Origin of the sequence: Rhizobacter sp. Root404 (genome assembly GCF_001425865.1) — a bacterium.
GTDB lineage: Bacteria > Pseudomonadota > Gammaproteobacteria > Burkholderiales > Burkholderiaceae_C > LMDS01.
Genome location: NZ_LMDS01000004.1, coordinates 1,804,223 through 1,820,495, shown reverse-complemented (window position 1 = coordinate 1,820,495; position 16,273 = coordinate 1,804,223). Strand labels below are relative to the sequence as shown.

At 68.2% G+C, this 16,273-nt stretch carries 16 protein-coding genes; 3 read left to right on the top strand and 13 right to left on the bottom strand.

Annotated features, from left to right (window positions below):
* Positions 1-38: 38 nt before the first annotated feature.
* Genes ASC76_RS12745 through ASC76_RS12715 form a run of 7 tightly spaced genes read right to left on the bottom strand, consistent with a single transcriptional unit; the run spans position 39 to position 6,969 of the window.
* Complete coding sequence (locus tag ASC76_RS12745; protein WP_056466123.1) at positions 39-740, bottom strand: ABC transporter ATP-binding protein; 702 nt, start codon at positions 738-740, stop codon at positions 39-41.
* Between the two features lie 18 nt (positions 741-758).
* On the bottom strand, positions 759-1,535 hold the full coding sequence (locus ASC76_RS12740; protein ID WP_056466120.1) for an ABC transporter ATP-binding protein: 777 nt from the start codon (positions 1,533-1,535) through the stop codon (positions 759-761).
* Positions 1,528-2,475: a branched-chain amino acid ABC transporter permease gene (locus tag ASC76_RS12735; protein ID WP_056466117.1), complete on the bottom strand. Its 948-nt coding sequence runs from the start codon at positions 2,473-2,475 to the stop codon at positions 1,528-1,530. Before ASC76_RS12735 ends, ASC76_RS12740 begins: the two co-directional genes overlap by 8 nt.
* On the bottom strand, positions 2,476-3,348 hold the full coding sequence (locus tag ASC76_RS12730; RefSeq protein WP_056466115.1) for a branched-chain amino acid ABC transporter permease: 873 nt from the start codon (positions 3,346-3,348) through the stop codon (positions 2,476-2,478).
* Between the two features lie 56 nt (positions 3,349-3,404).
* Positions 3,405-4,571, bottom strand: a complete 1,167-nt coding sequence (locus ASC76_RS12725) for an ABC transporter substrate-binding protein (protein WP_056466112.1) — start codon at positions 4,569-4,571, stop codon at positions 3,405-3,407.
* 14 nt (positions 4,572-4,585) lie between these two features.
* Complete coding sequence (locus tag ASC76_RS12720) at positions 4,586-5,380, bottom strand: alpha/beta fold hydrolase (RefSeq protein WP_056466109.1); 795 nt, start codon at positions 5,378-5,380, stop codon at positions 4,586-4,588.
* Positions 5,377-6,969: a benzoate-CoA ligase family protein gene (locus tag ASC76_RS12715; protein ID WP_235580423.1), complete on the bottom strand. Its 1,593-nt coding sequence runs from the start codon at positions 6,967-6,969 to the stop codon at positions 5,377-5,379. Before ASC76_RS12715 ends, ASC76_RS12720 begins: the two co-directional genes overlap by 4 nt.
* 89 nt (positions 6,970-7,058) lie before the next feature.
* Between ASC76_RS12715 and ASC76_RS12710 the strand changes: the two genes are divergently transcribed.
* The 3 genes from ASC76_RS12710 (at position 7,059) to ASC76_RS12700 (ending at position 10,948) form a co-directional block, all read left to right on the top strand.
* A complete protein-coding gene (locus ASC76_RS12710; RefSeq protein WP_056466103.1) occupies positions 7,059-7,967 on the top strand; it encodes a helix-turn-helix transcriptional regulator in 909 nt (302 codons plus the stop codon).
* A gap of 107 nt (positions 7,968-8,074) precedes the next feature.
* Entirely contained in the window at positions 8,075-9,103 is a 1,029-nt protein-coding gene (locus tag ASC76_RS12705; protein ID WP_056466101.1) for a TRAP transporter substrate-binding protein, read from the top strand.
* A gap of 6 nt (positions 9,104-9,109) precedes the next feature.
* Positions 9,110-10,948, top strand: a complete 1,839-nt coding sequence (locus ASC76_RS12700; protein ID WP_056466099.1) for a TRAP transporter large permease subunit — start codon at positions 9,110-9,112, stop codon at positions 10,946-10,948.
* Positions 10,949-10,958: 10 nt separating this feature from the next.
* Here ASC76_RS12700 and ASC76_RS12695 read toward each other — a convergent pair whose 3' ends face one another.
* From ASC76_RS12695 to ASC76_RS12670, 6 genes are all read right to left on the bottom strand, one after another.
* Positions 10,959-11,399, bottom strand: coding sequence for a nuclear transport factor 2 family protein (locus ASC76_RS12695; RefSeq protein WP_056466097.1), 441 nt, complete (start codon positions 11,397-11,399; stop codon positions 10,959-10,961).
* Positions 11,392-11,793 (bottom strand): VOC family protein, encoded by a 402-nt coding sequence (locus ASC76_RS12690; RefSeq protein WP_056466095.1) that lies wholly within the window; start codon positions 11,791-11,793, stop codon positions 11,392-11,394. Before ASC76_RS12690 ends, ASC76_RS12695 begins: the two co-directional genes overlap by 8 nt.
* Before the next feature lie 522 nt (positions 11,794-12,315).
* Complete coding sequence (locus ASC76_RS12685) at positions 12,316-12,837, bottom strand: GNAT family N-acetyltransferase (protein WP_056466090.1); 522 nt, start codon at positions 12,835-12,837, stop codon at positions 12,316-12,318.
* Positions 12,838-12,928: 91 nt separating this feature from the next.
* Positions 12,929-13,183, bottom strand: a complete 255-nt coding sequence (locus tag ASC76_RS12680; protein ID WP_056466088.1) for a hypothetical protein — start codon at positions 13,181-13,183, stop codon at positions 12,929-12,931.
* Between the two features lie 372 nt (positions 13,184-13,555).
* Positions 13,556-14,851 (bottom strand): metallopeptidase TldD-related protein, encoded by a 1,296-nt coding sequence (locus ASC76_RS12675; RefSeq protein WP_082549070.1) that lies wholly within the window; start codon positions 14,849-14,851, stop codon positions 13,556-13,558.
* Positions 14,848-16,206 carry a TldD/PmbA family protein gene (locus ASC76_RS12670; RefSeq protein ID WP_056466078.1) on the bottom strand — a complete coding sequence of 453 codons (1,359 nt, stop codon included), beginning with the start codon at positions 16,204-16,206 and terminating at the stop codon, positions 14,848-14,850. The genes ASC76_RS12675 and ASC76_RS12670 overlap by 4 nt, the downstream gene beginning before the upstream one ends.
* Positions 16,207-16,273: the final 67 nt, after the last annotated feature.

Sequence of the window (16,273 nt, the reverse complement as noted above, 5' to 3'; positions counted from 1 at the left end):
TACAAGCGCGCGGCCCTCGCTGCCGCGCGCGCGATCGGTCAGACGCCGAGGAAGCGGGACAAGGATTCGGTGTCCGACGACAGCTCGCCCGACGCGCCGGACGCGACGATCACGCCCTTCTCCAGCACCACCGCGCGGTCGGTGTGGGCCAGCACCGCGCGGTAGTTGCGGTCGACGATCAGCGTGCTGATGCCGGTGGCGCGGATCGCGCCGATCACGCGCCAGATCTCGGCGACGATCAGCGGTGCGAGGCCTTCGGTCGCTTCGTCGAGGATCAGCAGCGTCGGGTTCGTCATCAGCGCGCGGCCGATCGAGAGCATCTGCTGCTCGCCGCCCGAGAGCTGCTGGCCGCCGTGGCCGAGCCGTTCGGCCAGGCGCGGGAAGGTGGCGAGCACGCGCTCGTAGGTCCAGTCCTTCTTGCCGTCGACGCCGGCGCGGGCCGTCATCACCAGGTTCTCGCGCACCGACAGGTTCGGGAAGATGCCGCGCCCTTCGGGCACGTAGCCGATGCCCAGCCGCGCCATGCGCTCGGGCGCCGCGTTGGTCATGTCGCGGCCGTGCCAGCGCACTTGTCCTTTCGCGACGCGGACGTAGCCCATCAGCGCGCGGATCAGCGTGGTCTTGCCCATGCCATTGCGGCCGAGCAGGCCGAGCGCGGTGCCGGCGGGCAGGTCCAGGCTCACGCCACGCAGCGTGTGGCTGTCGCCGTAATAGGTGTGGAGGTCGGTGAGCTGCAGCATCGCGTCGTCGTCGCTACTTCAGTGCGCATCGCCGAGGTAGGCGGCAATGACCTCGGGATGCGTGCGGATCGCGGCCGGCGCATCGCTCGCGATGACCGTGCCGTTGACCATCACGGTGATGCGGTCGGCGATCCGGAACACCGCGTCCATGTCGTGCTCGACCAGCAGGATCGCGTGGCCGTGCTTGAGCTCGCCGAGCAGCGCGAGCATGCGCTCGGTTTCCTCGGCGCCCATGCCGGCGAGCGGCTCGTCGAGCAGCAGCACGCGCGGCCGCGTGGCCAGGCACATCGCGATCTCCAGCTGACGCTGGCCGCCGTGGCTGAGCAGGCCGGCCGGGCGCTGCGCATGTTCGGTGAGGCCGGCCGCCTCGAGCGCGGCACGCGCGGCCTGCGTGCTGTGGGCGCAACGTTGCGCCGACTCCCACACCGCCCACGGCTTCGGTTGCGCGGCCTGCGCGCTGAGGCGGCAGTTCTCCAGCACCGTGAAGCTCGGGAAGATCGTGGTGCGCTGGTAGCTGCGGCCGACGCCGGCCAGCGCGCGCCTGGGCTGCGCCCAGCCGCCGATGTCCCGGCCGTCGAGTTCGATCGTGCCGCTGCTGGCCGGCAGTTCGCCCGAGAGCATGTTGATCAGCGTCGACTTGCCGGCGCCGTTGGTGCCGATCACCGCATGCACCTCACCGGCGTGCAGGTCGAGCGAGACCCGGCTGACCGCAGTGAGGCCGCCAAAGCGGCGCGTCAAGTCCACCGCGCGCAGCAGTGCGCGTGGATGGCCCTCGCGGAGCAGCGCTTCAGCCATGCGCCGCTCCGGTCAGGCGCTGGCGCAGACCGATCAGGCCCTTCGGCAGCAGCGCGACGAACGCGATGATCGTCAGGCCCAGCGTCATCTGCCAGTGGCTCGCGATCGGGCCGAGCAGCGACTCGAGCTGGAACAGTTCCTTCAGCAGCGTGAACGCGATCGCGCCGATCACCGCGCCGCGCAGGTGGCCGATGCCGCCGAGGATCAGCATCAGCAGCACCGCACCCGACTCGTGCCAGCTGAGCAGTTCGGGGTTCACCGTGCCGTCCTTCACGGCGAGCAGGAAGCCGGCGAGCCCGGCCAGCGCGCCGGCGATCACGAACGCGGCCAGCTTGTACCAATAGGTCGCGTAGCCGGTCGCGCGCATGCGCTGCTCGTTGACGCGGATGCCCGCCAGCGCATGGCCGAAGCGCGAGCGCATCAGCAGCGCGAGCAGCGCGTAGGTGCCGATCAGCGCGCCCATCACCGCGTAGTACATCGTCCGCTTGTCGTCGAGGTTCAGCGCGCCGAGCGCCGGCTTGACGTACAGGAACATCCCGTCGCTGCCCCCGGCGAGCTTGGTGTCGTGGAACACGAAATACGCCATCTGCGCGAACGCGAGCGTGACCATGATGAAGTACACGCCCTTGGTCCGCAGGCTCAGCGCGCCGACGAACAGGGCGTAAGCGGCCGCCGCGCCGATTGCGAGCGGCAACACCGTCGCGACCGACCCGCCCGCATCGCCCGACGCCAGCACCGTCACGTACGCACCGATGCCCAGGAACGCCGCGTGGCCCAGGCTCACCAGTCCGGTGACGCCGACCAGCAGCTCCAGGCTCAGCGCGAACACCGCGTAGATCGCGATCTTGACGACCAGGTCTTGCAGGTACGGCGAGAGAAACGGCTGCAGCGCCAGCAACGCGACGCCGGCGACGATGGGAACGAACGAGGCCGCCTTCATTCAGTAGGCCCGCTTCATCAGGCCTTCCGGCCGCCACACCAGGATCACCGCCATCAGCAAATACACGCCCACGCCGCTGTACTCGGCGAAGAACACCTTGCCGAACGTGTCGACGAAACCGACCAGCAAGGAGGCGATCAACGCCCCGGTGATCGAGCCGATGCCGCCGATCACGACGACGACGAAGCAGATGATCAGCACGCTGCCGCCCATGCCCGGGTAGACCGACGACAGTGGCGCAGCGATCATCCCGGCCAGCGCGGCGAGCGCGACGCCGCCGGCGAACACGATGCGATACAGCAGCTTGATGTCGAGCCCCAGGCCGCGCGCCATGTCGCGGTTGCTCGCGCCGGCACGGATCATCATGCCCAGGCGCGTGCGGTTGACGACGGCGTACAGGCCGAGCGCGACGACGATGCAGGCGACCGACGCGAACACGCGATACCACGGGTACGACATCAGCCCTCCGAGCTCGAAGCCGCCCGCCAGCCACGCCGGCGCCTGCACGCCATGCACGTCGTTGCCGACGAGCAGGCTGCGCGCTTCCTCGAACACCAGGATCAGCGCGTAGGTCATCAGCACCTGCTGCAGGTGGTCGCGCTGGTACAGGAAGCTGAAGAACGCCCACTCGAGCAGGTAGCCGAACACGGCCGCGAGCACCACGCCGACCAGCAGCTTGGTGATGAACCAGTCGCCGAAGTAGGGCGCCAGCACGAACGCGACATACGCGCCGATCATGTAGAAGCTGCCGTGCGCGAGGTTGATCACGCCCATGATCCCGAAGATCAGCGTCAGGCCGCTGGCGACGAGGAACAGCAGCAGGCCGTACTGCACGGCATTCAGGCACTGGACGAGGAAGGTGGCGAGGTCCACGGGGAAGCCATGAAAAGGGCGGCCCGCGGCCGCCCGTGGATGAAGTGAGACTACGCTTAGAGCTTACAACCGCGTGCCGGATCGGCCAGCGCCTTGACCGCGATCGACCGGTACTCGTTGTTGTTGCCCTTGACCTCGCGCAGGTAGATGTCCTGGACCGGGTTGCCGGCCGGCGAGATCGTGAACTTGCCGCGCGGGCTGTCGACGGTGACCTTGTGCATCGCGGCGGTCAGCGCGTCGCGCTTGCCGAGGTCGCCTTTCACGGCGTTCAGGCCGGCCGCGAGGATCTGCGCGGCGTCGTAGCCCTGCACCGCGTAGACGTCGGCATTGGCCTTGTAGGTCAGCGCGAAGGCCTTGCGGAACGCATTGTTGCGCGGCGTGTCGAGGTTGTCGGCGTAGTGCAGCGTGGTCAGCATGCCCTGCGCGGCCGCGCCTTGTGCCTCGAGCGTGCCGTCGGTCAGGAAGCCGGGGCCGTACAGCGGGATGGTCTTGTTCAGGCCCGCGGCCGCGTAGTCCTTGACGAACTTGACGGCGCCGCCGCCGGCGAAGAAGGCGTAGACCACGTCCGGCTTCTGCGCCGCGATCTCGGTCAGCAGGGCCTGGAATTCGACGCCGGGGAAGGGCAGGTTCATGTCCTTGACGACCTTGCCGCCGCCCTTCTCGAAGGCCTCGGTGAAGCCCTTGACCGACTCGGCGCCCGCTGCGTAGTTCCAGGTGATCGTCATCGCGCGCTTGGCGCCCTTGTCGGCCGCGACCTTGCCCATCGCGTAGGCCGGCTGCCAGTTCGAGAACGAGCTGCGCACGATGTTGGCCGCGCACATCGGGCCGGTGATCGCGTCGGCGCCGGCGTTCGGGATGATCAGCAGCGTGTTGTTGTCCTTCGCGGCCTTGGCCATCGCCAGCGCGACGCCCGAGTGCACGGTGCCCACCAGCACGTCGACGTTGTCGCGCTTGATCAGCTTGTTGACGTTGTCGGTGCCCTTGGACGGCTCGGATTCGTCGTCGACCTTGAAGTACTGGATCTCGCGCCCGCCGAGCTTGCCGCCCTGCTCCTGCACGTAGAGCTTGAAGCCGCTCTCGATCATGTTGCCCAGGCTGGCGTAGGTGCCGGTGTACGGCAGCATGAAGCCGACCTTGATCGGCCCGGTCGCCTGGGCGTGCGCGGCGAGGGAGACCAGGCCCAGGGCGGTGGACGCGAGGAGGGCTTTGGCGGTGACGTGCATGGGGTTCTCCGAGCTCAGGGGGTTGGATGTTCGTGGATGAATCGCGCGGCTTGCGAGGCCAGCAGCGCCGGTTGATCCCGGTGCGGCGAGTGTCCGCATTTCGGGATCACGAGCAAGCGGGTTTTCGGCAGTCGGGCTTGGATGCCGCGGATCTGCGCGAGTGTGCCGTACTCGTCGTCCTCGCCTTGTACCGCCAGCACGGGGCAGGTGATCGTGTCGAGCTCGGCGCGGATGTCCCAGTCGCGGAACGCCGGAGCCAGCCAGATGTCGTTCCAGCCGCGGAACGCGGAGTCGGGATCGGCGTGGTAGCGCGCCAGGCGCGCGCGCAGGTCGGTGGTCTCGTAGGCGGTGCGCGCCTGCTCGATGCTCGCGATCGACACGTCCTCGACCAGGATGTGCGGCGCCACGACGACGATGCCGGCGACGTCGAACTTCGCGGCGTGCAGCAGCGCGATCGAGCCGCCGTCGCTGTGGCCGAACAGCCAGGGGCGGGTGATCTGCAACTGCGCGAACAGCAGCGGCAGCACTTCGTGCGCCTGGGCGTGCATGAACGCGGGCGTCCAGCGTTCGTCGGGCGGCCTGGGCGTCGACCCGCCGTAGCCGTAGCGCGAGAACACCAGGCCGCGCAGGCTGTGCTCGGTGCACATGCGCTCGGGGAAATCCTTCCACATCGCCACCGACCCCAGGCCCTCGTGCAGGAAGACGACCGGCGGCTGCGCCGACGCCGCGTCACCAACCCACTGGTATTCGAGCCGAAGCGGCTGGCCGCGCCAGTCGAACTGCGCGAAGCGGATCGCCTCGGCGCTCACTTCGGTGCGCGCGCGCTGGCGTTGGCCACGTCCCGCAAGCGGAAGCGCTGGATCTTGCCGGTGGCGGTCTTGGGCAACTCGTCGATGAACTCGATCACGCGCGGGTACTTGTACGCGGCCAGCCGGTCCTTGACGAAGGCCTTCAACGTCGCCTCGTCGACCTCGGTGGCGCCCGGCTTGCGCACGACGCAGGCCTTGGTCTTGGTCAGCCCGTCGGAATCCTCGAAGCCGATCACCGCGCACTCGAGGACCGCCGGGTGCTGCATCAGCGTGGCCTCGACCTCGAACGGCGACACGTAGACGCCGCTCACCTTCAGCATGTCGTCGCTGCGGCCGGCATACACGTAGCAGCCGCGTGCGTCGATCGAGTACTTGTCGCCGGTCTTGGTCCACTCGCCCTGGAAGGTCGCGCGCGACTTGTCGCGCTGCGCCCAGTACATCAGCGCCGAACTCGGGCCGGCCACGTATAGGTCGCCGATCTCGCCGGGCTGGGCCTCCTGGCCGCCCTCGTCGACCAGCTTCAGCTTGTAGCCCGGCACCACCTGACCGGTGCTGCCGTACTGCACCTGGCCCGGGCGATTCGACAGGAAGATGTGCAGCATCTCGGTCGAGCCGAGTCCGTCGACGATCTCGCAGCCGAAGTGCGCGGTGAAGCGCTCGCCGATCTCGCGCGGCAGCGCCTCGCCGGCCGACGAGCACAGGCGCAAGCGCACCTGCGCCTTTGCCGGGAGGTCCGGCGCGGCCAGCATGCCCGCGTAGCCCGTGGGCGCGCCGAAGAACACCGTGACGCCGTGGTCGACCCAGCGCTTGAAGACGGCCGCCGGCGTGGGCCGCTCGGCCATCAGCACCGTCGTCGCGCCCACGCTCATCGGGAAGGTCAGCGCGTTGCCCAGCCCGTACGCGAAGAACAGCTTGGCCGCCGAGAAGCCGACGTCGGACTCGCGCAGCCCGAGCACCGGCGTGCCGTACAGTGCCGCGGTCCAGTACAGGTTGGCGTGGGTGTGCACCGTGCCCTTCGGCCGCCCGGTCGAACCCGAGGAGTAGAGCCAGAAGCCGATGTCGTCGCCGCGGGTGTCGGCCGCCGCGGCCAGCGGCGGCGTCTCCAGCAGCTGCGCGAAGGCGTGCGTGCCCGCGGGCGCTTCGCCCGCGCCGGAGACGATCACCGGGATCGACGAGCCCGCCAGCGCCGCCTGCAGCGTCGGCCACAGCGGTCGCGACACCAGCAGCGCCTGCGCGCCGCAGTGCTCGAGCATGAAGCCGTAATCGTCGGCGGTCAGCAGCGTGTTGACCGGCACGGGGACGATGCCGGCGTACAGCGCGCCCAGGAACGCGATCGGAAAGTCGACGCTGTCGTGCATCACCATCAGCACGCGCTCTTCGCGCTTGAGCCCGAGGGCGCGCAAGCCGGCCGCGCAGCGGCGCACCCGGTCTGCCAGCGCGCCATAGCTCACGCGCTGCTGGTCGTCGATGTAGGCGATCTTGTCGCTGCGCGCCACGTTCAGCGCAAGCAAGTGCGCGGCAGCGTTGAAACGGTCTGGCGGCGGCGCGACCGACGAGGTAGCCTCGGGGCTGTCTGAGTGCAGCGTCACGTCGGACTCGATGTAATATGTTGCATGTCAATTGCACTATAGCGCCGATCATTCCGCCTGACCTCCACGCAAACCCGAAGACCGCCGCCTTGGACCTTTCCGATTCCCACGACCGCGCGGACGCCGACGACCGCGACCCGTTCCTCGCCGCGCTCGGTGAACGTACCCGCGCGTTGCGGGCCCGCCGCGGCCTCACGCGCAAGGGGCTCGCGAAGGCGGCCGACGTCTCGGAGCGGCATCTCGCGAACGTCGAGATGGGCGTGGGCAACGCCTCCGTCCAGTTCCTGCGGCAGATGGCGCAGGCGCTGAACTGTTCGCTGGCCGAGCTGGTCGGCGACGAGACCGCCAGTTCGCCCGAATGGCTGATGATCCGCGCGCTGCTGCGCGGCCGCAGCGAGGCCGAACTGGTGCGCGCCCGGGCGGCGCTCGCCGAGCTGTTCGACGAGTCGCCGAGCCCGTCCGCGCGGCGCGAACGGATCGCGCTGATCGGCCTGCGCGGTGCCGGGAAGAGCACGCTGGGCCGGGCGCTGGCCGAGGGCTGGGGCGTGCCGTTCATCGAGCTGAACCGCGGCATCGAGGCGCTGGCCGGTTGCACGCTCCCGGAGATCCACTCGCTCTATGGCCCGATCGCCTACCGGCGCTACGAGCGCCGGGCGATGGAGGAGGCCATCGCCCGGCATCCGCGCGCCGTGATCGCCACGCCGGGCGGCATCGTCTCCGACCCCGGCACCTTCAACCTGCTGCTCGCCAACTGCTACACCGTGTGGGTGCGCGCCACGCCCGAGGAGCACATGAGCCGCGTCCTCGCGCAGGGCGACACGCGCCCGATGGCCGGCAACGTCGGCAATGCCGAGGCGATGAACGACCTGCGCCGCATCCTCGAGAGCCGCGCCGCGTTCTACTCGAAGGCCGACACGGTCTTCGACAGCAGCGACATGAGCCCCGCCGAGGCGGTCGCCGCGCTGCGCGAGCAACTGACGACCGCGCTCGCCGGCTAGCCTGCGGCGCAATATATTGCATTGCGGGTGCTGGCTGCAAAACGCGCCGCCTACAATCCCGCCCGCAGCCGCCAGGCTGAACCACAAGACAACAACAGGAGATACGCATGACACGCTCGGCTCGCCGCCAGTTCCTGACCCAGGCCTCGGCCCTCACCGCGGGCACGCTCGCCTCCTCGATGGTCGGCAGCGCCGCGTTCGCGCAAGGCGCGGAGTTCAAGATGAAGTTCGCGAGCAACCTGCCGGCGATCCACCCGCTGAACGTGCGCATGAAGGAAGCCGCCGAGGCGATCCTGAAGGAGTCCGGCGGGCGTGTCGACATCCAGGTGTTCCCGAACAACCAGCTGGGCTCGGACACCGACATGCTCTCGCAGGTGCGCTCGGGCGCGATCGACTTCTTCACGCTGTCGGGCCTGATCCTGTCGACGCTGGTGCCGGTGGCGTCGATCAACGGCATCGGCTTCGCGTTCAAGGACTACGAGCAGGTCTGGGCCGCGATGGACGGCGACCTCGGCGCCCACGTGCGCGGCGCGATCGGCAAGGCCGGCCTGGTCGCGTTCGACAAGATCTGGGACAACGGCTTCCGCCAGATCACCAGCTCGAGCAAGCCGATCACCAAGCCGGAAGACCTGAAGGGCTTCAAGATCCGCGTGCCGGTCAGCCCGCTGTGGACCTCGATGTTCAAGGCGCTCGACGCGTCGCCCGCGAGCATCAACTTCAGCGAGGTGTACTCGGCCCTGCAGACCAAGATCGTCGAAGGCCAGGAGAACCCGCTCGCGATCATCCAGACCGCCAAGCTGTATGAAGTGCAGAAGTTCTGCTCGTTCACCAACCACATGTGGGACGGCTTCTGGTTCCTCGCCAACGGCAAGATGTGGGAGAAGCTGCCGGCGGACTTGCGCGCGATCGTCACCAAGCACATCAACGCCGCGGCGCTCGCCGAGCGCAACGACGTGCGCCGGCTGAACAACAGCGTCGAGGTGGAACTCAAGGTCAAGGGCCTGACCTTCAACACGGTCGACACCGCCGCGTTCCGCGGCACGCTGAAGAAGGCCGGCTTCTACAAGGACTGGAAGGCCAAGTACGGCGCCGACGCCTGGGCCATCCTCGAGAAGTACTCGGGCAAGCTGGAGTAGGGCGTCGTGTCGTCGACCGCGTCCCGCGCTCGACGGGGGCTCGACCGGGGCATCGGCTGGGCGAGCGAAGTCCCGGCCGCCATTCTCGTGACGCTCGAGATCGGCGTGCTGCTGGCCGGCGTGATCTCGCGCTACGTGTTCAACGCGCCGCTGACCTGGTCCGACGAGCTCGCGTCGATCCTGTTCCTGTGGCTGGCGATGCTGGGCGCCGTGATCGCGCTGCGCCGCGGCGAGCACATGCGGCTGTCGACACTGGTGAACCGGCTCGCACCGCCGCGCCGCGGCTGGGTCGAGCTGGCCGCGCGGCTGGTGGTGATCGCGTTCGTGCTGCAGCTGCTGTGGCCGGCGTACGAGCACTTCGAGATGCAGTGGGACATCCGCACCCCGGCGCTCGAGATCCGCGACGGCCTGCGCGTCGGCGCGATCCTGGTCGTCGCGCTGCTGATGCTGCCGATCGCCGCGCTGCAGATCGCGCGCCACAGCAGCGGCCGGCAGATCGCGATCGGCGTCGCGCTGTTCGCCGCGGTCAGCGCGGCCGCGTGGTTCGCCCGGCCGATGTTCATGCACCTGGGCAACGCGAACCTGCTGATCTTCTTCGTCGGCGCGGTGGCGCTCTGCGTCGCCGCGGGTGTGCCGATCGCGTTCGCGTTCGGGCTGTCGACGCTGTCCTACCTGGCGCTGACCACGTCGACGCCGCTGACCATCGTCGTCAGCCGCATGGACGAGGGCATGTCGAGCCTGGTGCTGCTGTCGGTGCCGCTGTTCGTGTTCCTCGGGTTGCTGATCGAGATGACCGGCGTCGCCAAGGCGATGGTCGACTTCCTCGCGTCGCTGCTCGGCCACGTGCGCGGCGGGCTGGCCTACGTGCTGATCGGCGCGATGTACCTGGTCTCCGGCATCTCGGGCTCCAAGGCGGCGGACATGGCCGCCGTCGCCCCCGCGTTGTTCCCCGAGATGAAGCGCCGCGGCGCGCAGAACGGGCGGCTGATCGCGCTGCTGTCGTCGTCGGGCGCGATGTCCGAGACGATCCCGCCGAGCCTGGTGCTGATCACGATCGGCTCGGTCACCGGCGTGTCGATCGCCGCGCTGTTCACCGGCGGCCTGCTGCCGGCGCTGGTCGGTGCGCTGGCGTTGTGCGTGGTGGTCTGGTTCCACAACCGCCATGAAGACCTGTCCGGCGTGGTCCGGGCCGATCGCAAGACCATCCTGAAGACTTTCGTCGTCGCGCTGCCGGCGTTGGCGCTGCCGTTCGTGATCCGAACGGTCGTCGTCGAAGGCGTCGCGACCGCGACGGAGGTGTCGACCGTCGGCATCGCCTACACCGTGCTGGTCGGCCTGTTCGTCTACCGCCGTTTCGACTGGCAGCGGCTGTACCCGATGCTGATCGAGACCGCATCGCTCTCGGGCGCGATCCTGTTCATCATCGGCTGCGCGACCGCGATGGCCTGGGCGCTGACCCAGTCCGGCTTCTCGCGCGACCTGGCCGCGTTCATGCAGGGCGTGCCGGGCGGCGCGGCCGGCTTCATGGCGATCTCGGTCGTCGCGTTCGTGATCCTCGGCAGCGTGCTCGAGGGCATCCCGGCGATCGTGCTGTTCGGCCCGCTGCTGTTCCCGATCGCGCGCGCGGTCGGCATCCACGAGGTGCACTACGCGATGGTGGTGATCTTCGCGATGGGCCTGGGCCTGTTCGCGCCGCCGTTCGGCGTCGGCTTCTACGCGGCGTGTGCGATCGGCCGGGTCGACCCGGATCGGGCCGTCGCACATGTGTGGCCGTACCTCGGCGCGCTGTTCGTTGCGCTGATCGTGATCGCGGCGTGGCCGTGGTTGTCGATCGGGTTTCTGTAAGGCGGGGTCTTCAGGTCTTGGATTCGCGCTTGAGGATGGCCTTGGCATCTTCGAACCCGACCGGAGCGGAGGTGTGCTCGTGAATGATGCGCAGAACATGACCACTCGCCTGAAGTACCCAGGTGATGCGGTTCTGCATCTCCTTCAGCGCGCGGCCGTCGGCCGAGACGCCCGCGTAGGTCACGACCGCGCTCATCGAGGCGAAGCCCTGCTCGCCCGCGATCTTCACGTCCTGGAACGTGACCCTGACACGCTCGTCCCCCAGCGACGAAAACCAGCCCTCGACGGCCACCCGCCACGCCGCAGCCCCCTCGTATGACCAGATGCCCCAGGTGTCGAACACGCGGACGTCGGGGTCGTACAGGTGCATGAACGTCTCGACGTTCTTCGCCAGTACGGCGGACTGGTAGGTGTCGAGCGCGCGCTGCACCTGCTTGTCGGTATCACTCATGGCGGGTCTCCTTCGTGAATCCGCTGGCGATGATCTGACCGATGCGAATCAGGTTGCCATCGGGGTCGACGACGGCGAACTCCCGAAGTCCCCAGGGCTTGTCTTCGAGGAGGTCCATGCGCGGAATGCCCGCGCGCGGCAATCGACTGGAGGCGATGTTGCGGTAGACCTCCTCTACATCCTGCACTCGGATATAGCAGCCCGAAGACGATTTGGATGGCACGAGATCCGCGTGCGTGAAGAAGTGCAGTTCGACGGGGCCGCGTCTCAGTATCGCGTACTCACTGTTGAACGCGTGCGCGCCCCCCTCGAAGCCAAGCTGGTTGTAGAACTCGACCGTCGAAGCGACAGAGCGACAGGGGAGCGTCGGGATGGCAAGGTCTTGGGTTTTCATCCTGGGCACCTTTCGGTTCGGTGGGTCACACGGACAGCGAGCATTGTGATGGGGGCGACGGCGCCGCACTCGAACTCACGGCCTTCTCCTGGACGCGTTTTCTCGGCGACAAGAGGAACGCCAGCTTCTGGTTGGTCGAAGGCAGGTACTCAGTCAGCGCAACTCAAGAGTTAAACACCCTTCTCTTTGCAAACCTCAAGAAAGACTTGGAGCGACTTCTTGAATTCAGTCCGAAGTTCCTCGTTCCACGTCGGGTTGTTCCAACCACTTGCGGACGTTTGCCACTCGGTTGGCAGCGACCACGTGATTGGAATGGAGCCTCGCCGAGCGGTTCTCATCTGGGTCCGCACCGACTTGGCGCTCACACGCTCGATGCGACAAGGGCGTCTGTAGAGTGGCAGTCTGTTCTCTGTCTCGACATCAACTTCGATCGGCGTTCCCGCAGGTGTCCGAAAAGCAAATTCGGCTTCGCAATGGGAGAGACGAAAGACTGTTGACTACCGCGGAAGTCCCTGTAATGGGTTAGGCCGCATTGCTGGTTGCCTGAGGGGCGAGGGGCTTTGTCATGAGGACGCTCAAGAAGTTCGTGTGTGGTCGCCAATCACAGGTGCCGACCTGAGCATAGCCCCAGGACCGGTACATCTCGATCAGATCAGTAGCAGACTCGGCAGTGTGGAGCGCCATGACTTGGCAACCCTCGAGAACGGCATGTTGCAACGCAGCATCGTGGATGCGCCTTCCGTAGCCCTTGCCCTTATGTCCTGGCGCGACGGCAAACTGACCGAACGACCACGTGTACTCGTCGCGCAGGAGCGGAACCTTGGACTCGGGGTCGGGTTTGCTGAGCGTGATTGTGGCGATCAGTTCTCCCTCTACCTCGCCAACGAAGCCGACGCCTCGGGAAAGGCGCCTGGCTGTGTCCTCGACGGACTGGTGGGTTGCCCAATAGCGGAGCCCCTTCAACGCATGCGGCGCGTAGGCGGCACGAATCAGAGCAGTGAGTGCCACCAGGTCTTCGGTCTCGGCTGTTCTCCGGAAGAGCATGCTGGCACCTTGGTTAGTTTTGCAGCCTAACGTTTGACTTAAGCGGCGTGCCGTAGGCACGTCCGCTTGAAGGAAGGGTTAGGCCACATTGTTAGTGCTTGAGATGCTCAAGGTTCGACTCGAATTTGATGCCGCTGACAAAGCTGCTCTGCCGCAATGCAAACGCGTAGTCGGGAACGTGGAGTATGGAGCTGCTGAAGCGCTCGAAGAGCTCTCGAAGTTCGATGTGGGGAAGGTCGTAGCCATCTAGCCGGACGGTGACCAAGCCGCCATTTGACTCTGGAAGCCGTTCCGCGAGTTGCCCGTCGATTGCGGCGTCGACGCAGTCGTACAAGCGGTCCTGCAAGCGACGAAGATTGGCCTGGATGTCGCTCGATGGCCAAGGCCCTTCCTCTACGAGCACAATTGATCACGCTCCTTCCCGTCGGCTATGAAATCGGCAGTGACGGTACCCATGGGGCCTAACGTGATATGGACGGAATGGTCTGCCGCGGGCTGTTCGGCCTAATTCGATCTCGATTCATCTCGCTCCCTCTGCCAACTTCCCTCGATGGAGAGGCCTTTCGCACGCCCGCCGCACGATGTCGTCTCTCCGATATAAGCGGCCTAAGAATATTGGGATGCTGGTATCTCGACGCACGGTGGCATCCGGCAGGCACGGTCGTTGAAATGTCGCGCGACTCTCCGTGTCCAGTCAACCGTGACGTGCCTGGTCGCCTCAGGAAAAATGCAGCCCGTCGACCCGCACCCACGGCAGCACCCACCCACCCGTGTCGATGCGTTCGGCGCTCACCGCCTGCACGTCGCGCAGCATCTGCGCGACATTGCCGGAGATCATCGTCTCGGCCAGCGCCCCGCCGACGCGGCCGTGGTCGATCGCGAAGCTGTTCTTGATCACGCCGGAGAAGTCGCCGCTCGCAGCCGGCCGGCCCATCGACAGGCGATCGACCAGCGCGCCGCGCGGCACCGCGGCGATCAGCGCGTCGCGTGATGCGGTCCCCGCCGCCATGTCCCAGCCTTCCATCGCGAGCGCGACGTGCGGCAGCCCGGTCTTGCGGCTGCCGTACAGGCTCGGCGTCAGGCACTGCAGCCGCCCTTGCGCAATCAGCTCGACCGGCGCCGCGACGAACGCGTCGGCGGTCAGCGGCGACACGCCCGGCGCATCGGTGCGGTGCCGCAGGTTGAGCAGTGGTGACGCGACGAGCCGGCCGACCGCGTCGCGGTAGACCGAGCTGCCGTCGATCAGCGCCTGGTCGCCGAGCTGCCCGAGCAGCCAGCCGACCAGGTCGGCCATCGCCTTCGGCGTCAGCACCACGCTGCCGACGAAGCGCTCGCCGATGCGTTCGGTGTGGGTCTGCTGCGGCAGCGACTGCAGCAGGTCGTCGATGCCGAAGCGCGCGATCAGCGGCGCATCGGCCAGGCTGTCGCAGTTGCCGCCGGCGTAGTTGAACGAGCTCGCCTGCGTGCCGTCGCGCGCCAGCCCGAAGACGCCGGCATCGAACCAGTGGATCTCGCAGGCCAGGTCGGTGCCCGCGCTGGTCAGCGTGCTGGACCAGCTGCTGTTGTGCGCAACCGCCATCTCCTCGAGCATCACGCTCGGTGCCTCGCGCTCGCGGAAGGCGAGCAGCGCGCCGGTCGCATCGGCCAGCTCGGCGAGTTGGGCCTGCGCGCGGCCGCGCACGATGCGCGCGTGCTGGCCGGCCGAGACGGCGTTGGCTTCGTCCTGCGGTGCCGAAGCGACGCTGTCCCACAGGCTGCGCACGGTCGCCTGGAGTTGCGCGTCGCCGATCTCGCTGGCTTCGGTCGCGGCGCGGCGGCCGTCGAGCAGGCCGACCAGCTGCAGCCGATGCGTGTCGGTGCTGCGCAGCAGGCTCGCCTCGTTGTGGGCGACGCAGACCTCGCTGCGCCGCTGCCGGGTCACGCTGACCTGCGCGCCATCGAAGCCCTGCGCGCGCATCAGCTCGATCAGGCGCTGCGCGGTGTCGGCCGGCGCCACCCCCACGGGCGCGCTCATTCGCCCCCCAGGTGCGCGCGGGTGCGCAGCGCCGGGCCGCCCATAGAGACGATCATCGGCTGCTTCTTGCCGCAGTAGCCGGAGCAGTCCCAGACCATGTCGTCGCTGACCGCGTCGACCGCGCTCAGCACCTTGAGCGCCGATCCGGAGACGGTCGTGTTGCGCACCGCGCGGCCCACCTTGCCGCCGCGGATCTCGTAGGCCAGCGTCACGCCGAACATGAACTCGGTGGTCGAGTCGGCCTGGCCGTTGCTGGTCTTCATCAGCAGGTAGCCGTCGTCCACGCCCTCGATCATCTCGGCGAGCTTCGACGCGCCGGGCAGGATCACGGTATTGCGCATGCGCACCAGCGGCTCGTCGTTCGGGTTGTAGGCGCGCGCGTTGCCGGTGGCGGCCTCGCCGAGTCGCGCCGCGGTCTCGCGGCTGTGCATGAAACCGGTGAGGCGGCCGCGGTCGATCATCGTCACGTCGCGCGCCGGCGTGCCCTCGTCGTCGACATAGACCGGCGCCATCGCCTCCTCGCCTTTCCAGGTGTGGGCGATGTCGAGCATCGTCACCAGTTCGCTCGCGACCTGCTGCCCGGCCAGCAACGCGGTCACCGCGCCGCCGAGCACCGCGTCGGCCTCGCACGGGTGCCCCATCGCCTCGTGCGCCAGCATGCCGGCCAGCTCGGGCGCGAGCACCACCGTCTGCTGGCCGCCGCGCGCGGCGACAGCGTGGCGCTTGGCCTGCAGGTGCTCGTGGGCGCGCGCCAGCAGCGGCGCCAGCGTCTCGAGCGACCAGTCCAGGTCGGCCAGGCTGCCCTTGCACGAGCGCAGCAGGTCGACCTCGATCGGCGCGCCGCTGTCGTCCTCGGCGCCGAGCACGATGCCGCAGAACGCGCGCTGGATGCTCGCGAGCGACTCGCCGCCGGCCGCGGTGCGCAGCTGCTTGGTGTGGTGTTCGTCGCCGATCAGCAGGCGTGTCGCGCGCAGCCCCGGGTAGTGCTGCAGGCAATGGGCGTGCAACGCGGCCAGGCGCTCGTTGCACTCGGTCGCCGAGAGCGGCGCGCGGCCGCCGAACACATGCTCGCCACGGTACGGCTCCGACGCCATCGCGAGCGCGCGGCGAGGCCCGAAGCGGGCCATCGCGCGGGCGTTCGCCAAGGCCTCGTTCTGCACGCGCTCGCGCTGGCCCGCGCCTTCGAGCGGCGCGGCCGCAAAGCCCCAGTAGCCGTCGACATACGCCCGCGCGCTCAGGCCTTGCTGGACAGTGCGCAGGTTGCCGGTCAAATGCCCGTCCACCATCTGCATGCGCGTCTTGCGCAGCTCGTGGTGGCGGGTCTCGAGTTCGCGGGCGGCGAGGGTCGTGGTCATGGGCCGATCCAGTGCGGCGCGCGCGCCGGTCGGGCCATCATACGGACCGGCGCGCGCCCGCGAGCGC